The organism is Thermoleophilum album, assembly GCF_900108055.1.
In the GTDB taxonomy this organism is placed as follows: Bacteria; Actinomycetota; Thermoleophilia; order Solirubrobacterales; family Thermoleophilaceae; genus Thermoleophilum; species Thermoleophilum album.
Window position 1 is genome coordinate 193,888 of sequence record NZ_FNWJ01000001.1, and the last position, 19,596, is coordinate 213,483.

Here is a 19,596-nt window from a genome sequence, read left to right on the forward strand (position 1 = left end):
CACCCCCTGCGACATGCCCCGCAAGCGCTCAACGCACCACGAGCTCACCGGCCTCGAGTTTGCGCCGCTTCTCGTCGGCCTCGAGCGCCGCCGTGAACTCGTCGAGCTCGCCGTCGAGCACGCGCGCCAGATCGTTGCGCGTGAGTTTCACGCGGTGGTCGGTCACGCGGTCCTGCGGGAAGTTGTAGGTGCGGATCTTCTCGGAGCGCTCGCCGCTACCGATCTGCGCCCGCCGCTCGGCCGCTAGCCGCTCTTGCTGCAAGCGACGCTCGCGTTCCAGTAGTCGCGCGCGTAGCACCCGCAGTGCCTTCTCGCGGTTCTGCAGCTGCGACTTCTCGTCCTGCATCGACACGACAATGCCGGTTGGCTTGTGCGTGATACGGACCGCGGAGTCCGTGGTGTTGACGTGTTGGCCGCCCGGCCCCGACGCTCGAAAGACGTCGATTTCAAGGTCGTTGGGGTCGATCTGAACCTCGACTTCCTCGGCTTCGGGAAGGACCGCCACGGTCGCGGTCGAGGTGTGTATGCGACCCTGCGACTCGGTCACCGGGACCCGCTGCACGCGGTGGGTACCGGCCTCGTGTTTGAAAACTCCATACGCGCCTTCGCCCTTGACGGCGAACGTGTAGTGACCGTCCTGAGCCTGCAGCGGCTCCACGCGGAAGCCGCGCCGCTCCGCGTACCTCGTGAGCATGCGAAAAAGGTCGCCGGCGAACAGCGCCGCCTCCTCGCCGCCAGCGCCGGGGCGGATCTCGACGATCGCGTCCTTCTCGTCGTCTGGGTCGGGTTCGACCGCTGCCAGCCGGATCCGTTCCTCGAGCTCCGCCATTCGCCGTTCCGCGTCTTCGGCGAGCTCCCGAAGCTCAGCGTCGCCGTCCGTCTCGCCGAGCATCTCGCGCGCGCCTTCGAGATCGGAGCGGGCACGCAGCCATTCGCGTGCGAGACGGTGGGCTTCTTCGAGCGCACGCCACGCCCGCGCGACCTCCGCGTAGCGCCGGTTGTCGGCGATTACCTGGGGGTCGGCAAGTTGCCGCTCGAGTTCCTCGTGGCGACGCTCGATTTCCGCGACTAACCGTTCGATCATCGGCGCTGAGCTTAGGCGCGCCAAAGCGTCGCGCGCTCGCGGGGTGTACTCACAGGCTGCGCTCACCGGCGGCCCGTTGGGCGAGCGCTGAACGCTCCGCGCGCGACCGGCGGCGCTACGCGGCGACTTCGATACCGACCGCTCGTCCGCGCAGACGGGCCGCCGCCTCGTAGGGGTTTTCGCGCGCCAAGACTGCCTTGAGCGCGGCGATCGCTACCTCGAGTTGCCGTTCGTCGGGTTCACGGGTGGTGAGCCGCTGGAGCTGCAACCCGGGCCACATGAGGGCGCGCGCGAGGGGACGCTGACGGTTGCGACCCATCCACCGAATCACCTCGAAGGCGATCCCGGCCACCAGCGGAATACCGACGATCCGGCTCGCGAACAGCCAGTGCCAGTCGAGTTTTCCGAGCGGCGCGAAGACGACGATCGCGACGATCACGACGAGCAGCAGGAAGCTGGTTCCGCAGCGCGGGTGCAGGCGGGAGAAGCGGGCGGCCGAGCGCGGCTCGAGCGGCGCGCCGGCCTCGTAGCAGGCGATCACTTTGTGCTCAGCGCCGTGGTAGGCGAAGACTCGCTGGAGGTCCGGCAGCAGCGAGATCGCCCAGAGGTAGGCGATCAAAATCGCGACCCGCAGCAACTTCTCGACGATCACGAAGGCGAGCCCGCTGCCGAGCCCACCGCCGAGGAGCTTGGCGAGCGTGGCGGGCAGCAGGAAGAACAGGCCGACGGCCAGAGCGAGCGAAAAAGCGACCGTTCCGGCCCATGCGGTGCGTGAGATCGCGCGCTCCTCAGGACGGTCCGCGGCGAGCGCCTGCCCGTCGCGCAAGACCGGCGGGTCCGTCTGCCGCTCGTCGCCCGACGGCGTCGGATCGAGCGCGCGCCCTTCAGCGACCGCTGCTTGCGCCTCCGCCGAGATGCCGAGCGCGCGCAGACCCAAGGCGAGGGACTGCACGAGCGCGACCACGCCGCGCACGATCGGCAGACGAAGCCACCTTCGCTGAGCGGCAGGGGAAGCCAGCTCGTGGCACCAGATGCGGATCGGCCCGGGATCGCCAGAGGGATCGGTAGCGCTCGGATCGGCGAGTCGCACGGCCACCGCCCAGTGCCCGACGCCGCGCATCATCACCCCTTCGAGCACCGCCTGCCCCCCGACCGGCGCATCGAGTTGCGGACGGTTTGCAACGGTGGCCGCCTCTGTTGCCCGCTCCTCGGCCGCCGCGACGGCTGCTACCGCCTGGCCGGCATCACCTCGACTGGAAGACGCTCTCGTCACTGGCGACACACTCCGGTTCGCCCATCGTAGAGGCATCCGCTGGCGATCCACCGCGGGCGCCGACGCCTCGCACCGGCGTCGTTCGGTGCATGATTGAGGCGGATGCGAAAACGCGACGAGCTCAGCGAGGCCGTCGAGGACTACGTGAAGTCGATCTACGTGCTGCAAGCGCGTGCCGGCGGCGAAGCGGTGACCACGACCGCGCTCGCCGAACGCCTTGGCGTGACGCCGGCTTCGGTCTCGGCGATGATCCGTCGGCTCGACGAGCAGGGTCTGGCACGGCACGAGCGTTACCGGGGCGTGCGGCTCACGGAGGAAGGCGAACGCCTGGCACTCGAGGTGCTACGCCACCACCGGCTGCTCGAGCTGTACTTGGTTGAGAAGCTGGGCATGCCGTGGGACAAGGTGCATGCCGAGGCGGAGGTACTCGAGCACGTGCTCTCCGAGGAGCTCGAGGAGCTGATCGCGCGCAAGCTGGGGCACCCCAAACGCGACCCCCACGGCGATCCCATCCCGAGCGTCGAGGGCCACGTCGAGGAAGAGGAGACGGTCAGCCTCGAATCGCTCGAGCCGGGCGCCAGGGGCCGCTTCGTGCGCATCTCCGACTCCGATCCGGAGATGCTGCGCTACCTCGCGGACCGCGGCATCAAACCGGGCGACCACTTCGAAGTGGTCGAACGGCAGCCGTTCGGCGGACCCTTGTTCGTGCGCTTCGGGGGCGAAGTGCACGCCCTCGGCGGGGAACTGGCGCGCTCGATGCGCGTCGTCGTCGACGACGCCAAAGGGCGCATCTGATCTGACCGTCGGTCGTTCAGCCGCGCCGGACGCCCGTCTGCAGCGGGCAGACCCGTTGGAGCGAGTTGTCGGATTCGTCGCTCTCGGCGATCAGCCCGTCGGGATCGACGACAACCGCGACCGAGGTGCCCTCTAGGCAGAGCGGACCGTCGACGCGGAGCTCGGTGCTCGAGTGCGGGACGAGCGGCGGCAAAGTCAGCCGTTTCGACCACGCCCCGGCGGTGATCTCGACGACAGCGGGTGGCGCCGGCCCATTTCCGGTGTTGCGAACAACCAGCCGGTATCCGCCGCTGGCCGCGCCCCAGCTGATGGCGACGGGACGCAGGTTCGGCAGCAGTTGCGGGAGCACGCAGGCTCCCGAGCGCTCGCTTTGCTGACGGAGCGTCTGGCCGTGCGCGTCACGCCACGCGAAGTCCGCGCGCACCCGATAGCTCGCGCCGTGACGCAGGTTGCGATACGTGCGTTCGAGCACGAAGGCCGGGACCCCTACTTTCGACCAGCGCCAGCGCGAAGAAGCGAGCCGGATCGTGCGCCAGCGCCCATCGCCAGCAAGGTTGCGTTCCTGGAGCTGCAAGCGGATGCCTAGCTGCGCCGCTCCGGGCACTCTGCGCATGCGCGCGACGAAGGTTGCGCGCGCAAGCGTTGGTCGGCAAGCCCGCAGCGCCGCCTCCGCGAGCCTGGACGACGGCTTGCTGGCACTACCGGGCGCGCCCGATGTGCCGCCGCCAGCAGCGACTGCCGGCGCGGCAGCCGTGGCGGCGCCCAGCGCGCCGGTCGCGCTCACCGCGAGCGCCACACCCGCCACTAGTGCCGCGATCGCTAACGACCACAGCGGAGCGCTCGATGCCCAAAAGCGGCGGTTCCGGCGGCGCACGCGCGCGTCCGGAGTCCGCATCACGGCGCGGTGCGAGCGGCTGCGCTCGTCACGACCGACGAGGCGAGTGCGTGCGGTACGGAACCCCATGCGCCCTCACCAACAACCCGCCGGCGCGGAAGTTTCGTGCTTTCGACAAGTAGATCCGCAGGCACGAGACCGGCCGGCGACACGGGCCGCGGGGTAACGGGCGCGGCGCGCGGAGCGCGTGGCGAGGACGGCACCTCGGCCTGCACGGCGTGTGGCGATCAGTGCGCCGGGCGTGCGCCGCGCGCTGCGATCAGCGTGACTTGGCCTGCGCCGCGCGGCTGCGCGCCACCTTGCGACGGAAGCGCTCTACGCGGCCGCCGGTGTCCACCAACTTCTGCTTGCCGGTGTAGAAGGGGTGGCAGTTCGAGCAGATCTCGACGTGGATCTCGCTCTTCGTGGAGCGCGTCCAGAACTCGTTGCCACAGGTGCAGCGAACGTGCGCCGGTCCGTATTCGGGGTGAATGCCCGCCTTCATCGCACGGCGAGTCTACTCGGGTGCAGCGCCAGTCGCGTCCTGGCCGTCGGCGAGCTGACGCCGCCGACGCAAGCGGCGAGCGAGGTAGCGCATGCGCAGAAGCCAGGAGCGCGGTCGGCCGAAGCGCGCCGGCGGCGGCTGCTGGGCGCGCACCAGTGCGACCCAGCGATCGAGCGGCAGGGAGCCGTCGATGAGGTGAGCGAGCGCCGACGTTACGGGCGCTTCGAGGCCTTCGCGCGCGATCGCTTGCGCCAAGAGCTGCACGGTCTCGAGCGCCTCGACGGCTTGGCCAACACGAGCGGGGATCTCAGCTGCCGGGACCCCTTGCGCAAGCAGCTCGCCAGCGGTGCGGTTGCGAGAGGTCGGAGCGAGCGCGGTCGCGACGAGATCGCCGGTGCCTGCGCGGCCCACGAAGGTACGTGCCTGGGCACCTCGTCGCTCGGCGAACGCGAGTACCTCGAGAAAGATGTCGGCGGCAGCCATCCCGGCGGCGTTCAGACCCTGCTCGCGCGTCGCGCCGACCGCGACCGCCGCGGCGTTCTTCGCCACGCCGGCAAGCTCGACGCCGACCGGATCAGAGGAGACCTCGCACACCACGCCGGCCGCCTGGAAGACGCCGGCGACGGCGTGCGCTAGCTCACGCGACCAGGCCGCGCACACCAGTCCGGCACCCGCTTCGACCATCTCGCGGGCGTGAGCGGGACCCCCCACGCAGGCGATCCGGTCGCCGCCGAAGCGATCGGCGAGCAGCGCCGTCGGCTGCCGACCGTCGGGTGGAACGAGTCCCTTGGCGAGCGACACCAGACCGGCGTGCGCTGGCGGCTTGCGCTGTCCGAGCGCTTCGACGGCGGTCGGCAAAGCCTTCGATGGCACCGCCAAAAAGACGAGGTCAGCGCGTGCGAGCGGCTCCCCCCAGTCGCCGGCGAGGGCAGCTACGCGCAGCGCCGGCGGCAACGGCACCCCGGGCAGGTAACGCCGGTTCTCGCGCCGGCGCCGCAACTCCTCCGCGTGTTCGGCGCTGCGCACCAGGAGAGTCGTCCGCAAGCCTGCGCGGACGAGCAGGATCGCGACGGCGGTGCCGAATGAGCCGCCCCCGACCACGATCGCTCGGCGGAAGCTGTGAAGCCGCGTGAGAATGGCGCGAGGCTAACGAGCCGCGCTGCGAACAGCTGGTGAAGACCGCAAGACCAGCCCCGTCAGATCGCGAGCGGCCGCGTCCGCGCTTGATCGATCGACGCGTGACGCCCGGCACTAGCGGGTGTAAACGTGGAAGCGAACGAACTCGCGCGAAGGGAGCATGCGATGCGGTTGGCGGACGTCATGACTCGCGACTTGCCCCGGGCACAGCCGGACGAGAGCGTCGCCTCAGCGGCGCAGAAGATGGTCGCCGCGGGCGTCAAGGCACTGCCGGTATGCCGGGGCGACGCGCTCGTCGGCATCCTCACCGATTGGGACGTGACGCGAGCGGTAGCGGAGGCCGCGGACCCCGCACGCGAACACGTCGAGCGCTGGATGACTAAGGACCCGATCAGCGCCCCACCGGACGCCCTGCTCACAGATGCCTCGGAGCTGATGGCCCAGCACCAGATCCACCACCTGCCGGTGGTGCGTGACAACGTCGTCGAGGGGATGGTCCACCTCGACGTCGACTGGAATCGCCTCGGCGAAGCGGGCATGCCGGCGGCGAGCTTCGCTACCCCGATCTGACAGAGCAGACCGCGCACCCGGAGCGGACCGCGCAGTCGGGCAGCGGTGCTAAAGCACCGCTCGCGTCGCCGTCAGGTGAGCTGGTAGTTGGGGCCGTCGCCGCCCTCAGGCGGGGTCAGGCGCCCGCCCTTGGCGGTGATCGCGCCGCACTGCACGCAGTTCGAGGCCGTGACCTTCACCTTGACGAGCTTCTTGCCGTCGAGCCGGCCGTCCACTCGCGCCGCCTCGAGTTCCTCTTCGGGAACTTCGTAGACCTGCGCCGGACACATGTTCTGCCACATCAGCGCGACCTCCAGCGGCACTGGATTCGCGATCCGGATGTGGTTAGGCGCGTCGTCACGAGTGGCGTTGCCCGACAGGAAAACCGAGTCGAGCTTGTTGAACGTCAGCTCGTTGTCGGGCTTCGGATAGACCTTGTCGCGATCCCCGATAAAGACCGGGACGGTCGCGTCGTCGTGGGTTTCCCAGTGCCCACCCGGGAAGCGGCCCTTGGTGATGAGCATGGCGTTGGAGATCGCGCCGCCCACGAAGAAGCCCTTCGAGAACGGCTGACGCATGTTGCGGACCTCGTAAAGGTCCTTTTCGATCTCCGACTCGCGCACGCGCCGTTCGTAGCCCGAGAGGTCTTCCGTCGAACCGTGCTCCTTGAGCGCCTCGTAGACCGCTTCAGCGGCAAAGATGCCGGCGTGCATCGCGTAGTGAATGCCCTTCAGGCGTGGGACGTTGACCATCCCCGCCGAGTCGCCAGCGATGCACATGCCGGGCGCCCAAAGCCGCTTGGGCATCGCCCAGTAACCACCCGACGGAATGGTCTTGGCGCCCCAGGCGATGCGCTTACCACCCTCGAGGATGCCGCGCACCAACGGGTGGGTCTTGAGCAGCTGGAGGGTGTCGTGGACGGAGAAGGTGGCGTCCTTGTAGTCGAGCCCGGCGACGAAACCGAGCGAGACCTTGTCCTCGCCCATCGGATAGATGAAAGAGCCGCCGAACTCGCCGTACTTCGCGCGGTAGCGCAGCGGCCAGCCCATCGTGTGGATCACGCGATCGAGCGGCTGCTTTACCTCCCACACTTCCTTGACTCCGAGCTCCCACTGCTGGGGGTCCTCGGAGCCGAGACCGAAGTAACGGATTGCCGCTCCCGCGAGATGGCCCTGCGTGCCCTCGCAGAGGATCGTCGCCTTGGCGATCACGTCGGAGCCCGGTTCGAAGTTCGAGAGCTCCTTACCCTCGCGATCCCGGCCCTTGTCGCCAGTCCGAACGCCGACCACCCGACCGTCCTCGACCAGCAACTTGACGGCGGCAGTCTCGGGGAGGATGTATGCGCCGAGCTCCTCGGCCTTGCCCGCCAGCCAACGACCGAGCTGCGCGATCGAGGTCACGTGATTCCCGTGGTTGCGGAACGGCGGCGGCGTCGGCTTGAGCGGGATTGCGCGCTTCGGTGTGAGCAAGTAGACGGCATCCTTGTCGACGGTGCCGTAAGTCGGCCACTCCGACTCCGGCATGTCGGGGAACAGCTTGCGCATCGCCGACGGCCGCATCATCGCGCCGGAGAGCAGGTGCGAGCCGCAGGTCTTGCCCTTCTCGATGATCGCGATCGGCACCTCGCCGAGCGACTCGAGAAGTTGCTCGTCTTCGGCCAAGAGCTGGCCAAGACGGATCGCGCAGGCAAGACCAGCCGGTCCGCCACCGACGATCGCGATCCCGACCTCGATCCGTTCGTCAGGGGGGTCGGTCGGCGGCCCGACGAACTCCTTTGCCGGATCGACGGGCGGTGGAAACTCTGCCGGCGCAGTCGCCATCGCGCTTACGCCCCGCCGTTCCTGCGTGCCCGCAGAGCCTCGATCAACTTGGGCACGATCTTGTGCAGGTCGCCGACCACACCGAGGTCGCAGAACTCGAAGATCGGGGCGTTCGGGTCCTTGTTGATCGCCACGATGTTCTCAGAGTTCTGCATGCCCACCTTGTGCTGGATCGCGCCGGAGATACCGGCGGCCAGGTACAGCTTGGGCGCGACCGTCTTACCGGTCTGGCCGATCTGGGCGCTGTACGGGTACCAGCCCGCGTCGACGACAGCACGGGTAGCGGCGACCGCCCCGCCCATCAGCTCCGCGAGCTCCTCGAGCATCTTGAACCCTTCCGGCTGCCCGAGGCCGCGGCCGCCCGCGACGATGATCTCGGCGTCCTCGATGTTGATGTCGGCGCCGCGCTGCTCACCGCGCTTGACCATCCGCGCTTTCTGGGAGTGCGGCTGGAATTCGACGTCAACGTCGATCACCTGCGCGGCCGCACCGTTGCGCTCGACGGCGTCGAAGGCGTTGAGGCGGCCGATCACGATGCCCGGGGAGCCGACATAACCCGAGTCGACGAGGGCCGAGTCCTGCAGGACCGGGCGGGTCGCGACGAGGCGTCCGTCTTGGACTTTGACTTCGGTCACCTCCATCACGACGCCGGCACGCAGCCGCGCCGACAGGCCCGCCCCGACCTCGAAGCCGAGCAGACCGCCGCCGAACAGCGCGTAGTCGTAGCCGTGCTCCTGGATGACCTTGGCCATCGCGTCGACAACCGGTTGAGCGAGCCCCTCGGGACCGCGCACCCGGTAGACCTTGCTAGCGCCGTAGCGGCCGAGCGAGGCGCACAGCTCGTCGGTGAGGTCGTCCCCGCCGACGACCACGGCAGCCGCCTCGCCGCCGAGCTCGGCGGCGAGCTTGGCGCCTTCGGAAACCGCACCGAGCGAGTTCTTGTTGAACGCGCCTTGGTAGTGGAGTGCGTAGGTGAGGATCCCGCTCATGCCAAAAGCTTCCTTTCCTCGAGCCAGGCGATGATCTTCTGCACGGTCTCGTCGGTGTCTTCGTCCTCGATGATCTCGCCCGGTTCCTTCTGGGGCGGCGGGTTGATCGCGAGGACTTCCGTCCGCGAGCCCTTCTCCCCGACGTACTCGGGATCGATCCCGGCGTCGGCGACGGACAGCTTCTGGAGCGGCTTCTTCTTGGCCCCCATAATCGCCTTGAGCGATGGGTACCGCGGCTCGTTGATCGCGTCGCCGACGGAAATCACGGCCGGCAGCTCGACCTCGACCGTGTCGTAGCCGTACTCGGCCTGGCGCTCGCAGATGAGCTTGCCGTCCTGCACGTCGATCGCGATCACCTGCGTGAGTGACGGCATCTTCAGGTGATCGGCGACCACCGCACCGACCGTGTAGCACTCACCGTCGTCGGACTGCTGGCCGAGCAGCACGAGATCCGGCTGCTCGCGCTCGAGGACCTTTGCGAGCGCGTAGCCGGTGGCGCACACGTCGGAGCCGGCGAGGGCCGGGTCGGTCAGGTGGATCGAGCGGTCAGCGCCTAGCGAGACGGCCTTGTGGAGCGTGCGGAAAGCACCTTCCGGCCCCATCGTGACCGCCACGATCTCGTCAACCTGGACCTTGCCGCCCTCGCGGATCTGCATGGCGGCCTCGATCGCATGCGTGTCGAAGGGGTTGAGTTGGGTCTCGCCGGAGCGGTCGAGGCGCTTCGTCTGAGGGTCGATGCGCTTCTCGACCGCCGCGTCGGGTACCTCCTTGACGAGGACGCAGATCTTCACAGGCGATCTCCTTACCGTGTCTCTCCGATTCCGGCCTCGGCGCCGGCGGCGCAGTGAGCGGCGGGAATCTTACCGAGGTCTTGACTGACGAGTCAGTCGCCCGCCCCGCAGAGCACGGAAGGGCGTGCGAAGCGCGTCAGGAAGCGCCGCGAGCCTCGGCCACGGCCGAGCGGATGAAGTCGACGATCGCCTGGACCGAGGAGCCCGGCGTGAAGACTTCCGCCACACCGAGTTTCTTGAGTTCCGGGATGTCGTCTTTCGGGATCGTCCCGCCGACGACAACCACCACGTCATCCGCCCCTTGTTCGCGCAACAGTCGCACGACCTTGGGCACGAGGGTCATGTGGGCGCCCGAGAGAATCGACAGTCCGACGGCATCGGCGTCCTCTTGGATCGCCGTCTCGACGATCTGCTCGGGGGTTTGATGGAGGCCGGTGTAGATCACCTCCATGCCCGCATCGCGCAGTGCACGGGCGATGATCTTTGCTCCCCGGTCGTGGCCATCAAGGCCGGGCTTCGCCACCACAACACGGATCTTTCGCGCACTTGCGTGCTCGCTGGTGGCCCCGCTACTGGTCGTCGCCTCCATCGCGAGGGGCGCAGTCTATAACCACGGCGACCGCTTGGCGGGCTAATGGGCGCCGTCTCTCAAGGCGCGTGCGACGACCCAGACGACCTGGCCCTTTCGCCGTCGGGCGGGTCGCCGCGGCGGCTACTCGAAACGCCGGGCGGAGCGGCGGATTCCGAGACCACCACCGAGCAGACCTGCGCCGACCAGCGCCAGCACTCCTGCCGCTGCTCCTGTTGCCGGCAACGATGGCCCGCTTCTCGCTTGCGGCTGCGACGGTCCAGCGGAGCCGCCCACCGCGCCACGAGGCGCCTGGCCCCCACTTGCGGCGCCACCGCCAGCGCGCCCGCGGCCGGTCGCACCCGAGCCGCTGCCCTGCGGCGACGCCGCGGCCGCGAGCACCGTCACCGTTCCCCGCATGAACGGATGCGGCTCGCAGTGGTAGCGGTAGACGCCCGGGCGAGTGAAGGTGAACGAGGCGCTCCGGCCCTTCTGTAGGAGCGGGATCCGGAAGCCCTGGCCAGCCGCGTTGTGGACGACCGAGTCGGTGTTTGTCCAGGTCACCGACTCGCCGACGCGGATCGTCACGTTGGCGGGGCTGAAGGCGAAGTTGTGGATCGTGACGCCGGCGCTCGCGATGCGAGCCCGCGCGGGCTGGGTTGCTGTCGACGAGGAAAGCGCGCGCCGGGCACTCGACGCCGCTGTGCCGCTGGCCGCAGCAGTGGCCGGAGCCTCAGCAGCGGATGTAGCGCCCGGCTCGGGCTCGGGAGCGACGCTCGTCGCGGTGGTCGCAGAGGACGCAGCGGCGGTGGGTGCGGGGACCGCAGCGGCGGTGGTCTGGGCGTCGCCTAAGCCCTGACCCTGACCTTCCTGCGGCTCCAGGGACGCGCCGCTCGCGACGGCCACCGGTAGCGCTGCGGCGACCAGCAGCAGGGCGGCCGCGCCGCCCGCAAGCCGACAGCGCGAGCGCGCCCATCGGCGCGCCCCAGGCGCGCATCGGTGATTGCCGTGGTCGCCTCGCGCGGCGACTTCGCTCGTCCCCTCGTCGATCACGCGAACCTCCTCTGGGGTGGGGCGATCGGGGCCAGGATGCGTCGTTGTTTAACGCCCCCGAAAGGGAAATGCAATCGCTCTCTCCGAGCGCTCCACTCGTGCAGCTCAGAAGACCGGGGTCTCTACGTAGCGCCCGAACACTCGCTGCAGCGACTCGACGATCTCGCCCTCGGTGCAGTGCGCCCGCGCGCAGTCGAGGAGCGGCCACATCAGGTTGCGGTCCTCTTCGCGTGCAGCTTCACGCAAGCGCTCCAGTGCCCGCTGCGCGCGCTCCTCGTCACGCTCCGCGCGCACACGACGCACGCGCTCGATCTGTTTGCGCTCCACCTCTGGCGGGATGCGGAGGATTTCGACCTCCTCCTCTGCGCCGTCCTCGAGCCGATAGCGGTTGACGCCGACGATCACTCGCTCGCCGCGCTCGACTTCTTGCTGGTAGCGGAACGATGCCTCCGCGATCTCGCGCTGCGGAAAGTTCTGCTTGATCGCCTCGACCATTCCGCCGAGTTCGTCGATTCGGCGGAAGTAGTTGTAGGCCGCGCTCTCCATCTTGCTGGTGAGTGCCTCCACGAAGTAGGAGCCACCGAGCGGGTCGATCGTGTTCGTAACTCCGGTCTCGTGAGCGATGATCTGCTGCGTTCGCAGGGCCACGCGCGCTGCCTCCTCGGTGGGAAGCGCGAGCGCTTCGTCGTAGGAGTTGGTGTGCAGCGACTGCGTGCCCCCGAGCACTGCGGCCAGCGCCTCGATCGCCGTGCGGACGATGTTGTTGAGGGGTTGCTGAGCGGTCAGCGAGCAGCCGGCGGTCTGCGTGTGGAAGCGCATCAGGAGCGAGCGCTCGTCCTTTGCGCCGTAGGTGTCACGCAGTTCGCGGGCCCAGATCCGCCGGGCCGCCCGGAACTTGGCGATCTCTTCGAAGAAGTCGATGTGCGAGTTGAAGAAGAAGGAGAAGCTCGGTGCGAAGGCATCGATGTCGAGCCCGCGCTCGAGCGCGTGCTCCACATAGGTGAAACCGTCCTTGAGCGTGAACGCAAGCTCTTGCTGGGCGGTGGCACCGGCCTCCCGGATGTGGTAGCCGGACACCGAAATCGGGTGCCAGAGCGGCATCTCGCGCGCGCAGAACTCGATCATGTCGGTGACCAGGCGCATCGCCGGGTCGATCGGGAAACACCACTCCTTCTGCGCGATGTACTCCTTGAGGATGTCGGTTTGGATCGTGCCCCGCAGCTTGTCGGCCGGCACACCTTGACGTTCGGCTGCGACGACGAAGAACGCCAGCATCACCGCGGCCGGCGCATTGATGGTCATCGAGACGGAAACTCGATCAAGCGGAATGCCACGGAACAAGCGCTCCATGTCGACGACCGAGTCGATCGCGACGCCTTCGCGGCCGACCTCTCCCTCCGCCCGCGGGTGGTCGGAGTCATGCCCCATCAGGCTCGGCATGTCGAAGGCGGTCGAGAGCCCGGTCTGCCCGTGCTCAAGCAGGTACAGGAAGCGCGCGTTGGTTTCCTCGGCGGTCCCGAAGCCCGCGAACTGGCGCATCGTCCAAAGACGCCCGCGGTACATCGAGGGGTAGACCCCGCGCGTGTAGGGAAATTCGCCGGGGTACCCGATTTCCTCGAAAGGCGGCAGATCCTCGGGACCGTAAAGCGGCTCGATGGGCTCGCCCGAAATGGTTGTGAAGAGCGCATCCCGCTCCGGCGCGCGGGCATAGCGCTCTCGCAACCAGCGTTGTTTACCGCTTGACTCCGGCCCCTCCGTCCTCATGGTGATGGAAGGGTAAGGCACGACCGCGGGGCTCGCCGATTCGACTGACCCTGCGTCCGACGATGCGCCCCTCCTCTCAAGATCCGCGCGCTCTTCGCCGACTCGCTCAGCAAGGAACCCGCCGCGGAGGAGTGATGCCCGCAAGCCAGCGCGAGCGCGACAACTTGGCGACCCCCAAGACCACGGACCCGCCCTCGCACCCCGTGGCTACGCCAGGCGCAGGAATCGGCGAAGAGCTACGGCGCGAGCGCCTTTTCGACATCGAGGGGCGGATCGCGCGCCATCGGCGGCGGACGTTCGCAGTGCTGGCGGTGGCGCTGTTGCTCTCGACGCCGGAACTCGGCGCCTGGTGGCTGGTGCCCTTCTGCGCGACGGTGATCGCCTTTCCGCTCTGCGAACGCGCGATGAGGCGCTCGCGCAAGCCGTACGCGTGGGCGGCGATCGGTTGGGCGGTGAGTCCCTTGGCGATCTCGGTGGCAGTTGCCCTCACAGGTGCCGCCGAGAGTCCCGGGACACCGTGGCTGGCGCTGCCCGCGATCAGCCTCGCCGCACGTTTCGAGCGCCGTGGCGTGATCCTCGGGACCGCCTACATCTACTTGCTGCTGCTGGCCTCGACGTTCGCGATCGACCCGCAGGCGGTGATCGACCGTCCCTCGCGGGTGATCTTCCCGGCCGCGCTTGTACTGGGCGCGGTGATGCTCTCAACGGCGACCGTCGAGTCCGACCGTAAGCACCGTCGCGAGGCGCTGTTCGATCCGCTTACCGGACTGCTCAACCGCAATGCGCTGCGGCTGCGCCTCGACCAGCTAGCGAACGATGCGCGCACGCCCGGCGGGGGCCGCGCACTGGCCTTCGCGATCGGAGATATCGACCACTTCAAGCGCGTGAACGACGAGTTCGGTCACGTGGTGGGCGATGAACTCCTTCGGACCGTCGCCACCACCATGCGCTCGGTGCTGCGCGGCGGCGACGAGCTCTTCCGCATCGGCGGCGAGGAGTTCGTTGTGCTTCTCCCGCTCGCCGATCGCGAGCGTGCGGTGGCGGTCTGTGAGCGACTCCGGGAGGCGGTCTCGCAAGCGCGCTCGCCGTCGGGGATCGGAGTGACGATCAGCTTCGGGGTAACGGTCGTGCGCGGAACGCCACCGCCTTTGGAAGCGCTGGTCGCGGCTGCCGACGAAGCGCTCTATCGGGCCAAGCGTGAGGGTCGCAACCGGGTCGAGGTCGCTGGCTCGCGCGAACGCGCGCAGGTCGCCGGCGAATCCTCCAACTAGGCAGCAGCTTCCTGCTCGGCCGCAGTGGTGAGCTGGCCACCGCAGAGCCCGCGAGGTCCCAGCTCGCGTAGACACAGTGCGGCCGTCCAAGCAAAGTCGTGCGCTCCGAGCCCGCGACCCGAACCGGGGGCGTAGTACTCTCGTACACCGCCCGCACGCACGCACTCGACTACTCGCCGAATGAGCAGCGCAGACGAGCGCCGGCGGCCGTGAGTGGCGAGCCCCAGCGCGCACAGCCAGCCGACGTTCACCCAAACCGGGCCTCGCCAATAGCAGCGCGGCCTGAGCCGCCGATCACCGCGATCGAGCGAGCGCACGCCAAAGGGGCTTGCCAGCGGGCCTTGCAAAACCACCTGCTCCAAGGCGTCGAGACTGGCCGCGGACAAACTCGGGGCAACCACCGCCAGCGCGCTCCCGCAGGAGAGAGCGTCGCTTTCCGAGTCGTCGGCCAGGTCGATTGCGCGGGCGAGACCATCGCCTCCGGTGCGGGCGGCGAGCGCTGCGGCAACACGCTCCGCGCGGGCTGCTTCGACCTCCGCGAGTCTCCGCTCGCCGAGCGCGTCGGCGAGTCGCGAGAGGTCCGCGCAAGCGCGCGCGAGGATCGCGCTGAAGCCGGGGTCGAGAACGCGGAAAGGTCCTCGCGCCGCGAGCTCGCGCTGACGCCACCCGCTCCGTGTGCCGCGGCGCACGAGCGTCAGAAAGCGCCGATAGTGGTCATCGCTCGGCCGTTCAGCGGCATCAACGTGGTCGCGATCGGGTCGCGGCACGACCGTCACTTCCGGGCGCACGCGGTCGAGCGGGGCGTCCCACTCGGGTGCGTTGTCTCGACCCGACTCCCAAGGGTGGATCAGGACCGGCTCGCCCAGGCCCAGCGGATCGCGCTCGTCGAGCAGGAAGCGGTGCCAGCGTGCGAGCGCTGGCAGGAGGGCGCGTGCTCGCGGTTCGTCGCCGGTCGCCTCGAACAACAGCCAGGTTGCCGTCGCCGCTACCGGGGGCTGAGTGATCGCCGAACAAAAGCGACCGTCGCCGCCGCGACGCCAGCCCCACCAGGCAGGCGAGGGGGAGTAGCGGCGGCCGACTAACGCCGGCACCAATCGCCGCACCACGGGCACGTCGTGGAGGTGTGCAACGAGCTCGGCGATCGGTGCCGGTGTCGCGTAAATCAAGTGCGGCACAAGACCGTTCGGCTGCTGCGCGGCGAGCAGACTCTCCAACTCGCGCCAGGCGCGCTCGGGGGAGATCTCAAGCCAGCCGAGCGCGACGAACGCGGAGTCCCAGTTCCATTGGTGGGGGTAGGTGAGCGGGGCGGGCACCGTGTAACTGCCGCGGTCGTCGCGTTCGAGCGTTGCGCGACAGACGGCCGCCAAGCGTCCGTCGAGTACGTCCATCCGGTGGCGCCGAGCAGCGTGCTCGGACGCCGTCGGAGCGGCGCGGCGCTGGTCAGGCACGGACTGCCACGGGGAGCCTCCGGCGCCGCCCCCGACGACGCGTGGCGAACAGTGCAGCGACCGTGCCCACGCCTGCCGCCAAAAGAGCAGCGGCGGCCAAGCGGAGGCGCAACAGCAGTTTGTCGAAGCGCATGATTCGCCACCCCTCGCTACGCGCGATCCGTTCGAGCTCGCGGTCGGGATTGACGGCCACCGGATTGCCGACCACACGCAGCATTGGCAGATCCGATTCGGAGTCGGAGTAGGCGTAGGACGCCGCCAGGTCGATCCCTTCCCTGGCCGCCAGCTCGCGGATCGCTTGTGCCTTGCCCTCCCGATAGGTGAAGGGACCGGCCGTCCGTCCGGTGTAGACGCCGTTCTCGACCTCTGCACGCATGCCGATCGCGCCGTCGAAGCCGAGCACGTTGGCGAGCGTATCGGCGAGCTCTTGCGAAGCCGCGGTGACGATGTAGACGCGGCGGCCGGCGTCCTGGTGGCTCCAAGCCTCGGCCAGCATCTGCGGGTAAAGCCGCGGCAAGATCGCCGCCAAAACGCGCGGTCCCAGGCGCATCAAATCGCGCTGACGCTGCCCGGCGATCGCTTCCAGCACGCGCCGCTTGACGGCTTCGGTCTGGTCGTCGGTCGATCCCCGCAGCCGGAAGCGCAGGTTGGCGATCAGGTCGCGCGCGAGTTGGCGCCGCGAGAGCATCCCCGACTCGAACGCGGCCCGCGCGAAGTGGAACGCGCTGGAGCCCTCGAGCAGGGTTTTGTCGAGGTCGAAGAACGCTGCGGCGCGCTCGCTCGGCACGGGCCGAACGCTAGGCGCCGTCGACCTCGATCACGATCGCGTCGCCCTGCCCGCCGCCGGAGCAGATCGCGGCGACACCGATGCCACCGCCGCGGCGCCGCAGCTCGAAGGCGAGGGTCATAAGGATGCGCGCGCCGCTCGCGCCGATCGGGTGACCGAGAGCGATCGCGCCGCCGTTGACGTTCACCTTCGACTCGTCGACGCCGAGCATGCGCATCGAATTGATCGCAACCGAGGCGAACGCCTCGTTGATTTCGAAGAGGTCGACGTCGTCGACCGACAGACCGGCCTTGTCGAGCGCTTTTTGCGCCGCCTTCGCAGGAGTGCGGGCGAGATAGGGAAAGTCATCGGCTATCGCCGCCTGCGCGACGATCGTCGCGAGCGGCTTGCGGCCGTTGCGCTTAGCCCATTCGTCCGACGCCAGCACCAGGGCTCCCGCGCCGTCGTTCACGCCGGGTGCATTGCCGGCGGTGTGCGCTCCGTCCTTGTGGAACGCACCGGGCAGCTTCGCGAGCTTTTCGAGCGACGTGTCGCGCCGCGGGGCCTCGTCGATCTCGACCGTCGTCTCAGCCTTCTTGGTGCGCACCGTGACCGGCACGATCTCCTCGGGCAACCGTCCCTCGTCGATCGCGCGGATCGCGAGCTCGTGAGAGCGCAGCGCAAACCGGTCCATGTCGGCTCGCGTGATCTCGAGCTCCTCGCCGACCTCGTCGGCCTCCTCCCCCATGTGCTTGCCGGTAAACGGGTTGCGAAGGCCGTCGTTGATCATCGCGTCGAGCAGCTTGGCGTCACCCATGCGGTAGCCAAAGCGCGCCTCCTTCAAGAGGTAAGGCGCGTTCGACATCGACTCCATGCCGCCCGCCACCGCCACGTCGAGCTCGCCGGCGCGCACTGCCTGGTCGACGATGCCGACCGAGCGCAGACCGGAAGCACAAACCTTGTTGATCGTCTCCGACGGGACCTCGCGCGGGATGCCCGCCTTGATCTGCGCCTGGCGGGAAGGGATTTGGCCCTGACCGGCCTGGAGCACCTGCCCGAAGACGACCTGCTCGACTTGCTCGGGTGCAACCTCGGCGCGCTCGAGCGCGGCCGCGATCGCCCGTCCACCGAGCTCCGTCGCATCGAGCGGGGCGAGGCCACCGCCGAGCTTCCCGAACGGCGTACGGGCTGCTCCGAGGATCACGGTCTTGGGCATCGGTCGCCTCCCCTCCTTCGACTCGTTGGCGCTAGGGAACTTAAGGAGCGAGAGCGAAAACGATAAACCCCGCGCGCCCGCTCGCGCTCACCCTCGGCAGCCGTAGACTGCGGCGCCGGTGGAAACGGTCGACGCGATCGAAGTACAGGTACGGGAGGGCGAGCTTGCAGAGGCATCGGCGGATGCTCGCGTCGTATTCCTGTTCGACGACGAGTCTCCGGCCGATCCGGTAGCCAGACGTCTGCTCGAGCTCGGCGAGGCGAAGAAGCGCTTCAAAGCGGTCGCTCACGGCCACGACGAACGCAACCGCCGGGTCATCACGGTGGGCCTCGGTGCGCGCGCCGATCTCGATGCCGAGCGACTGCGGGTGGCCGCCGCGCTAGCCGTCGCGCGCGCCTGCGAGCTCGGCGCCCGGACAGTGGCCTGCGCGGTTCCGCAGCCGCCGGCAGATACCAGCGCAGGTGGCGCAATGAAGGCGAGCTCGGCGCCCCGGTCGCCGCTCGCGGCTGCGCTCGTCGAGGGCGCCCTACTGCGCCTGTACCGGTTCAATCGCTTCAAGAGCGACTCTGATGAGCGACCGACCGTGCGGCAGCTCGAGCTATACGGCGCAGCCGACGCGCAAGCGGTCGCGCGAGCGCGGGTGGCAGCGATCGCCACCAACCGCGCCCGCGACCTCCAAAACCTCCCCGGCAACGTCGCGACCCCGACGCATCTTGCCGAACGCGCAGCCGAGATCGCCGACCAGCACTCGTCTCTCGAAGTCGAACTGTTCGACCGCGAGGGCATCGAGCGCCTCGGCATGGGCGCTTTCGCGGCGGTAGCGCGAGGCTCCGCGAACCAACCGCGACTGATCGTGATGCGCTACACGCCGAACGGCGCGAGCGGTCCCCACCTCGGGTTCGTGGGGAAGGCCGTCACCTTCGACACCGGCGGCATCTCGATCAAGCCAGCGAGCCGCATGCACGAGATGAAGTACGACATGTCGGGCGGCGCGGCGGTGATCGAGGCGCTCGACGCGATCGCTGCGCTGGGTTTGCCGGTCCGGGTGACGGCGGTGGTGCCGGCTACCGAGAACATGCCCGACGGGGGTGCGTTCAAACCCGGTGACATCGTCACCGCCCTGAACGGGCGAACGATCGAGATCACCAACACCGACGCCGAGGGGCGGCTGCTGCTGGCCGATGCCCTGACCTTCGCGGTGCGCGAAGGAGCGGAGCGCCTAGTCGACCTAGCGACCTTGACGGGCGCGATCGTGGTGACGCTCGGCTCCACCTACGCGGGGCTTTTCGGCAACGACGAAGCGTGGTGCGCGGAGGTAGCGGCGGCGTTCGAGGCAGCGGGGGAGCCGGCCTGGCGGCTCCCGCTCCACCCCGACTTCAAGGAGATGATCAGAGGTGAACAGGCCGACCTCGTCAATGCGAGCCAGGAACGAAAAGCGCTGTCTTGCTACGCCGCGCAGTTTCTGGCCGAGTTCGTCGACGGCCGCCCCTGGGCGCACCTCGACATCGCCGGGACGGCTTGGGGCCGCGGACGCGAGTACGTGGGCAAGGGGGCGTCCGGTTTCGGCGTGCGGGCGCTGATCGCCCTCGCCGAGCGCTGTGCGCGATCGACGGCGCCCGGGCCTGTCTAGGGTCTGGGCGACAGCCCTGTCTCGCCAAGCGACGCCGAGCGCCCGGCGGTACCCGGTTGCGCT

Annotated in this window: 19 protein-coding genes; 5 read left to right on the forward strand and 14 right to left on the reverse strand. The window is 68.9% G+C overall.

Annotated features, from left to right (window positions below; genetic code table 11):
- Positions 1-28: 28 nt before the first annotated feature.
- Together prfA and BLW41_RS00900 are read right to left on the reverse strand one after the other, a co-directional pair.
- The gene (gene prfA / locus BLW41_RS00895; protein WP_093117206.1) at positions 29-1,084 is read right to left on the reverse strand and encodes a peptide chain release factor 1; all 1,056 of its coding nucleotides are present in this window, start codon (positions 1,082-1,084) and stop codon (positions 29-31) included.
- Positions 1,085-1,199: 115 nt separating this feature from the next.
- Entirely contained in the window at positions 1,200-2,357 is a 1,158-nt protein-coding gene (locus tag BLW41_RS00900) for a DUF1385 domain-containing protein (RefSeq protein WP_218138163.1), read from the reverse strand.
- Positions 2,358-2,459: 102 nt separating this feature from the next.
- Here BLW41_RS00900 and BLW41_RS00905 point away from each other — a divergent pair, with 102 nt between their 5' ends.
- Positions 2,460-3,152 (forward strand): metal-dependent transcriptional regulator, encoded by a 693-nt coding sequence (locus BLW41_RS00905; protein ID WP_093115380.1) that lies wholly within the window; start codon positions 2,460-2,462, stop codon positions 3,150-3,152.
- Between the two features lie 16 nt (positions 3,153-3,168).
- Here BLW41_RS00905 and BLW41_RS00910 read toward each other — a convergent pair whose 3' ends face one another.
- The 3 genes from BLW41_RS00910 to BLW41_RS00920 all read right to left on the reverse strand — a co-directional run bounded on the left by BLW41_RS00910 (position 3,169) and on the right by BLW41_RS00920 (position 5,632).
- Positions 3,169-4,116, reverse strand: a complete 948-nt coding sequence (locus BLW41_RS00910; RefSeq protein WP_093115382.1) for a CARDB domain-containing protein — start codon at positions 4,114-4,116, stop codon at positions 3,169-3,171.
- A gap of 190 nt (positions 4,117-4,306) precedes the next feature.
- Entirely contained in the window at positions 4,307-4,531 is a 225-nt protein-coding gene (gene rpmE / locus BLW41_RS00915; RefSeq protein ID WP_093115384.1) for a 50S ribosomal protein L31, read from the reverse strand.
- 12 nt (positions 4,532-4,543) lie between these two features.
- Entirely contained in the window at positions 4,544-5,632 is a 1,089-nt protein-coding gene (locus BLW41_RS00920; protein ID WP_218138164.1) for an NAD(P)H-dependent glycerol-3-phosphate dehydrogenase, read from the reverse strand.
- A gap of 165 nt (positions 5,633-5,797) precedes the next feature.
- Between BLW41_RS00920 and BLW41_RS00925 the strand changes: the two genes are divergently transcribed.
- A complete protein-coding gene (locus BLW41_RS00925) occupies positions 5,798-6,238 on the forward strand; it encodes a CBS domain-containing protein (RefSeq protein WP_093115388.1) in 441 nt (146 codons plus the stop codon).
- A 71-nt stretch (positions 6,239-6,309) separates the two neighbouring features.
- Here BLW41_RS00925 and BLW41_RS00930 read toward each other — a convergent pair whose 3' ends face one another.
- From BLW41_RS00930 to BLW41_RS11185, 5 genes are all read right to left on the reverse strand, one after another.
- Positions 6,310-8,037 carry an electron transfer flavoprotein-ubiquinone oxidoreductase gene (locus tag BLW41_RS00930; RefSeq protein WP_093115390.1) on the reverse strand — a complete coding sequence of 576 codons (1,728 nt, stop codon included), beginning with the start codon at positions 8,035-8,037 and terminating at the stop codon, positions 6,310-6,312.
- A 5-nt stretch (positions 8,038-8,042) separates the two neighbouring features.
- Positions 8,043-9,026, reverse strand: coding sequence for an electron transfer flavoprotein subunit alpha/FixB family protein (locus BLW41_RS00935; protein ID WP_093115392.1), 984 nt, complete (start codon positions 9,024-9,026; stop codon positions 8,043-8,045).
- Positions 9,023-9,817: an electron transfer flavoprotein subunit beta/FixA family protein gene (locus BLW41_RS00940; RefSeq protein WP_093115394.1), complete on the reverse strand. Its 795-nt coding sequence runs from the start codon at positions 9,815-9,817 to the stop codon at positions 9,023-9,025. The genes BLW41_RS00935 and BLW41_RS00940 overlap by 4 nt, the downstream gene beginning before the upstream one ends.
- A gap of 136 nt (positions 9,818-9,953) precedes the next feature.
- The gene (locus BLW41_RS00945; RefSeq protein WP_093115396.1) at positions 9,954-10,406 is read right to left on the reverse strand and encodes a cobalamin B12-binding domain-containing protein; all 453 of its coding nucleotides are present in this window, start codon (positions 10,404-10,406) and stop codon (positions 9,954-9,956) included.
- A 123-nt stretch (positions 10,407-10,529) separates the two neighbouring features.
- A complete protein-coding gene (locus tag BLW41_RS11185; protein WP_245689032.1) occupies positions 10,530-11,024 on the reverse strand; it encodes a cupredoxin domain-containing protein in 495 nt (164 codons plus the stop codon).
- Between BLW41_RS11185 and BLW41_RS11190 the strand changes: the two genes are divergently transcribed.
- Positions 10,933-11,244: a hypothetical protein gene (locus BLW41_RS11190; RefSeq protein WP_245689048.1), complete on the forward strand. Its 312-nt coding sequence runs from the start codon at positions 10,933-10,935 to the stop codon at positions 11,242-11,244. The genes BLW41_RS11185 and BLW41_RS11190 overlap by 92 nt on opposite strands.
- Before the next feature lie 299 nt (positions 11,245-11,543).
- Here BLW41_RS11190 and BLW41_RS00955 read toward each other — a convergent pair whose 3' ends face one another.
- Entirely contained in the window at positions 11,544-13,202 is a 1,659-nt protein-coding gene (locus BLW41_RS00955) for an acyl-CoA mutase large subunit family protein (protein ID WP_093115400.1), read from the reverse strand.
- Positions 13,203-13,336: 134 nt separating this feature from the next.
- On the opposite strand from BLW41_RS00955, the gene BLW41_RS00960 reads away from it, so the two are divergent.
- Positions 13,337-14,473, forward strand: coding sequence for a GGDEF domain-containing protein (locus BLW41_RS00960; protein ID WP_143038503.1), 1,137 nt, complete (start codon positions 13,337-13,339; stop codon positions 14,471-14,473).
- Here the strand turns inward: BLW41_RS00960 and BLW41_RS00965 are convergent.
- Genes BLW41_RS00965 through BLW41_RS00975 form a run of 3 tightly spaced genes read right to left on the reverse strand, consistent with a single transcriptional unit; the run spans position 14,470 to position 17,903 of the window.
- The gene (locus tag BLW41_RS00965) at positions 14,470-15,861 is read right to left on the reverse strand and encodes an MGH1-like glycoside hydrolase domain-containing protein (protein ID WP_093115404.1); all 1,392 of its coding nucleotides are present in this window, start codon (positions 15,859-15,861) and stop codon (positions 14,470-14,472) included. The two genes, BLW41_RS00960 and BLW41_RS00965, sit on opposite strands and share 4 nt — an antisense overlap.
- 52 nt (positions 15,862-15,913) lie before the next feature.
- Positions 15,914-16,708: an HAD family hydrolase gene (locus BLW41_RS00970; RefSeq protein WP_093115406.1), complete on the reverse strand. Its 795-nt coding sequence runs from the start codon at positions 16,706-16,708 to the stop codon at positions 15,914-15,916.
- A gap of 10 nt (positions 16,709-16,718) precedes the next feature.
- A complete protein-coding gene (locus tag BLW41_RS00975) occupies positions 16,719-17,903 on the reverse strand; it encodes an acetyl-CoA C-acetyltransferase (RefSeq protein ID WP_093115408.1) in 1,185 nt (394 codons plus the stop codon).
- 118 nt (positions 17,904-18,021) lie between these two features.
- Here BLW41_RS00975 and BLW41_RS00980 point away from each other — a divergent pair, with 118 nt between their 5' ends.
- Entirely contained in the window at positions 18,022-19,533 is a 1,512-nt protein-coding gene (locus BLW41_RS00980) for a leucyl aminopeptidase (RefSeq protein ID WP_093115410.1), read from the forward strand.
- Positions 19,534-19,596 lie beyond the last annotated feature (63 nt).

What these genes read in the sequence shown, in the direction of transcription:
- rpmE (WP_093115384.1), bottom strand. Translation starts at nt 4,531, where the DNA reads ATGAAGGCGGGCATTCACCCCGAATACGGACCGGCGCACGTTCGCTGC.
- BLW41_RS00935 (WP_093115392.1), bottom strand. Translation starts at nt 9,026, where the DNA reads ATGAGCGGGATCCTCACCTACGCACTCCACTACCAAGGCGCGTTCAAC.
- BLW41_RS00965 (WP_093115404.1), bottom strand. Translation starts at nt 15,861, where the DNA reads ATGGACGTACTCGACGGACGCTTGGCGGCCGTCTGTCGCGCAACGCTC.
- BLW41_RS00975 (WP_093115408.1), bottom strand. Translation starts at nt 17,903, where the DNA reads ATGCCCAAGACCGTGATCCTCGGAGCAGCCCGTACGCCGTTCGGGAAG.
- BLW41_RS00905 (WP_093115380.1), top strand. Translation starts at nt 2,460, where the DNA reads ATGCGAAAACGCGACGAGCTCAGCGAGGCCGTCGAGGACTACGTGAAG.
- BLW41_RS00955 (WP_093115400.1), bottom strand. Translation starts at nt 13,202, where the DNA reads ATGAGGACGGAGGGGCCGGAGTCAAGCGGTAAACAACGCTGGTTGCGA.
- BLW41_RS00960 (WP_143038503.1), top strand. Translation starts at nt 13,337, where the DNA reads ATGCCCGCAAGCCAGCGCGAGCGCGACAACTTGGCGACCCCCAAGACC.
- BLW41_RS00945 (WP_093115396.1), bottom strand. Translation starts at nt 10,406, where the DNA reads ATGGAGGCGACGACCAGTAGCGGGGCCACCAGCGAGCACGCAAGTGCG.
- prfA (WP_093117206.1), bottom strand. Translation starts at nt 1,084, where the DNA reads ATGATCGAACGGTTAGTCGCGGAAATCGAGCGTCGCCACGAGGAACTC.
- BLW41_RS00930 (WP_093115390.1), bottom strand. Translation starts at nt 8,037, where the DNA reads ATGGCGACTGCGCCGGCAGAGTTTCCACCGCCCGTCGATCCGGCAAAG.
- BLW41_RS00910 (WP_093115382.1), bottom strand. Translation starts at nt 4,116, where the DNA reads ATGGGGTTCCGTACCGCACGCACTCGCCTCGTCGGTCGTGACGAGCGC.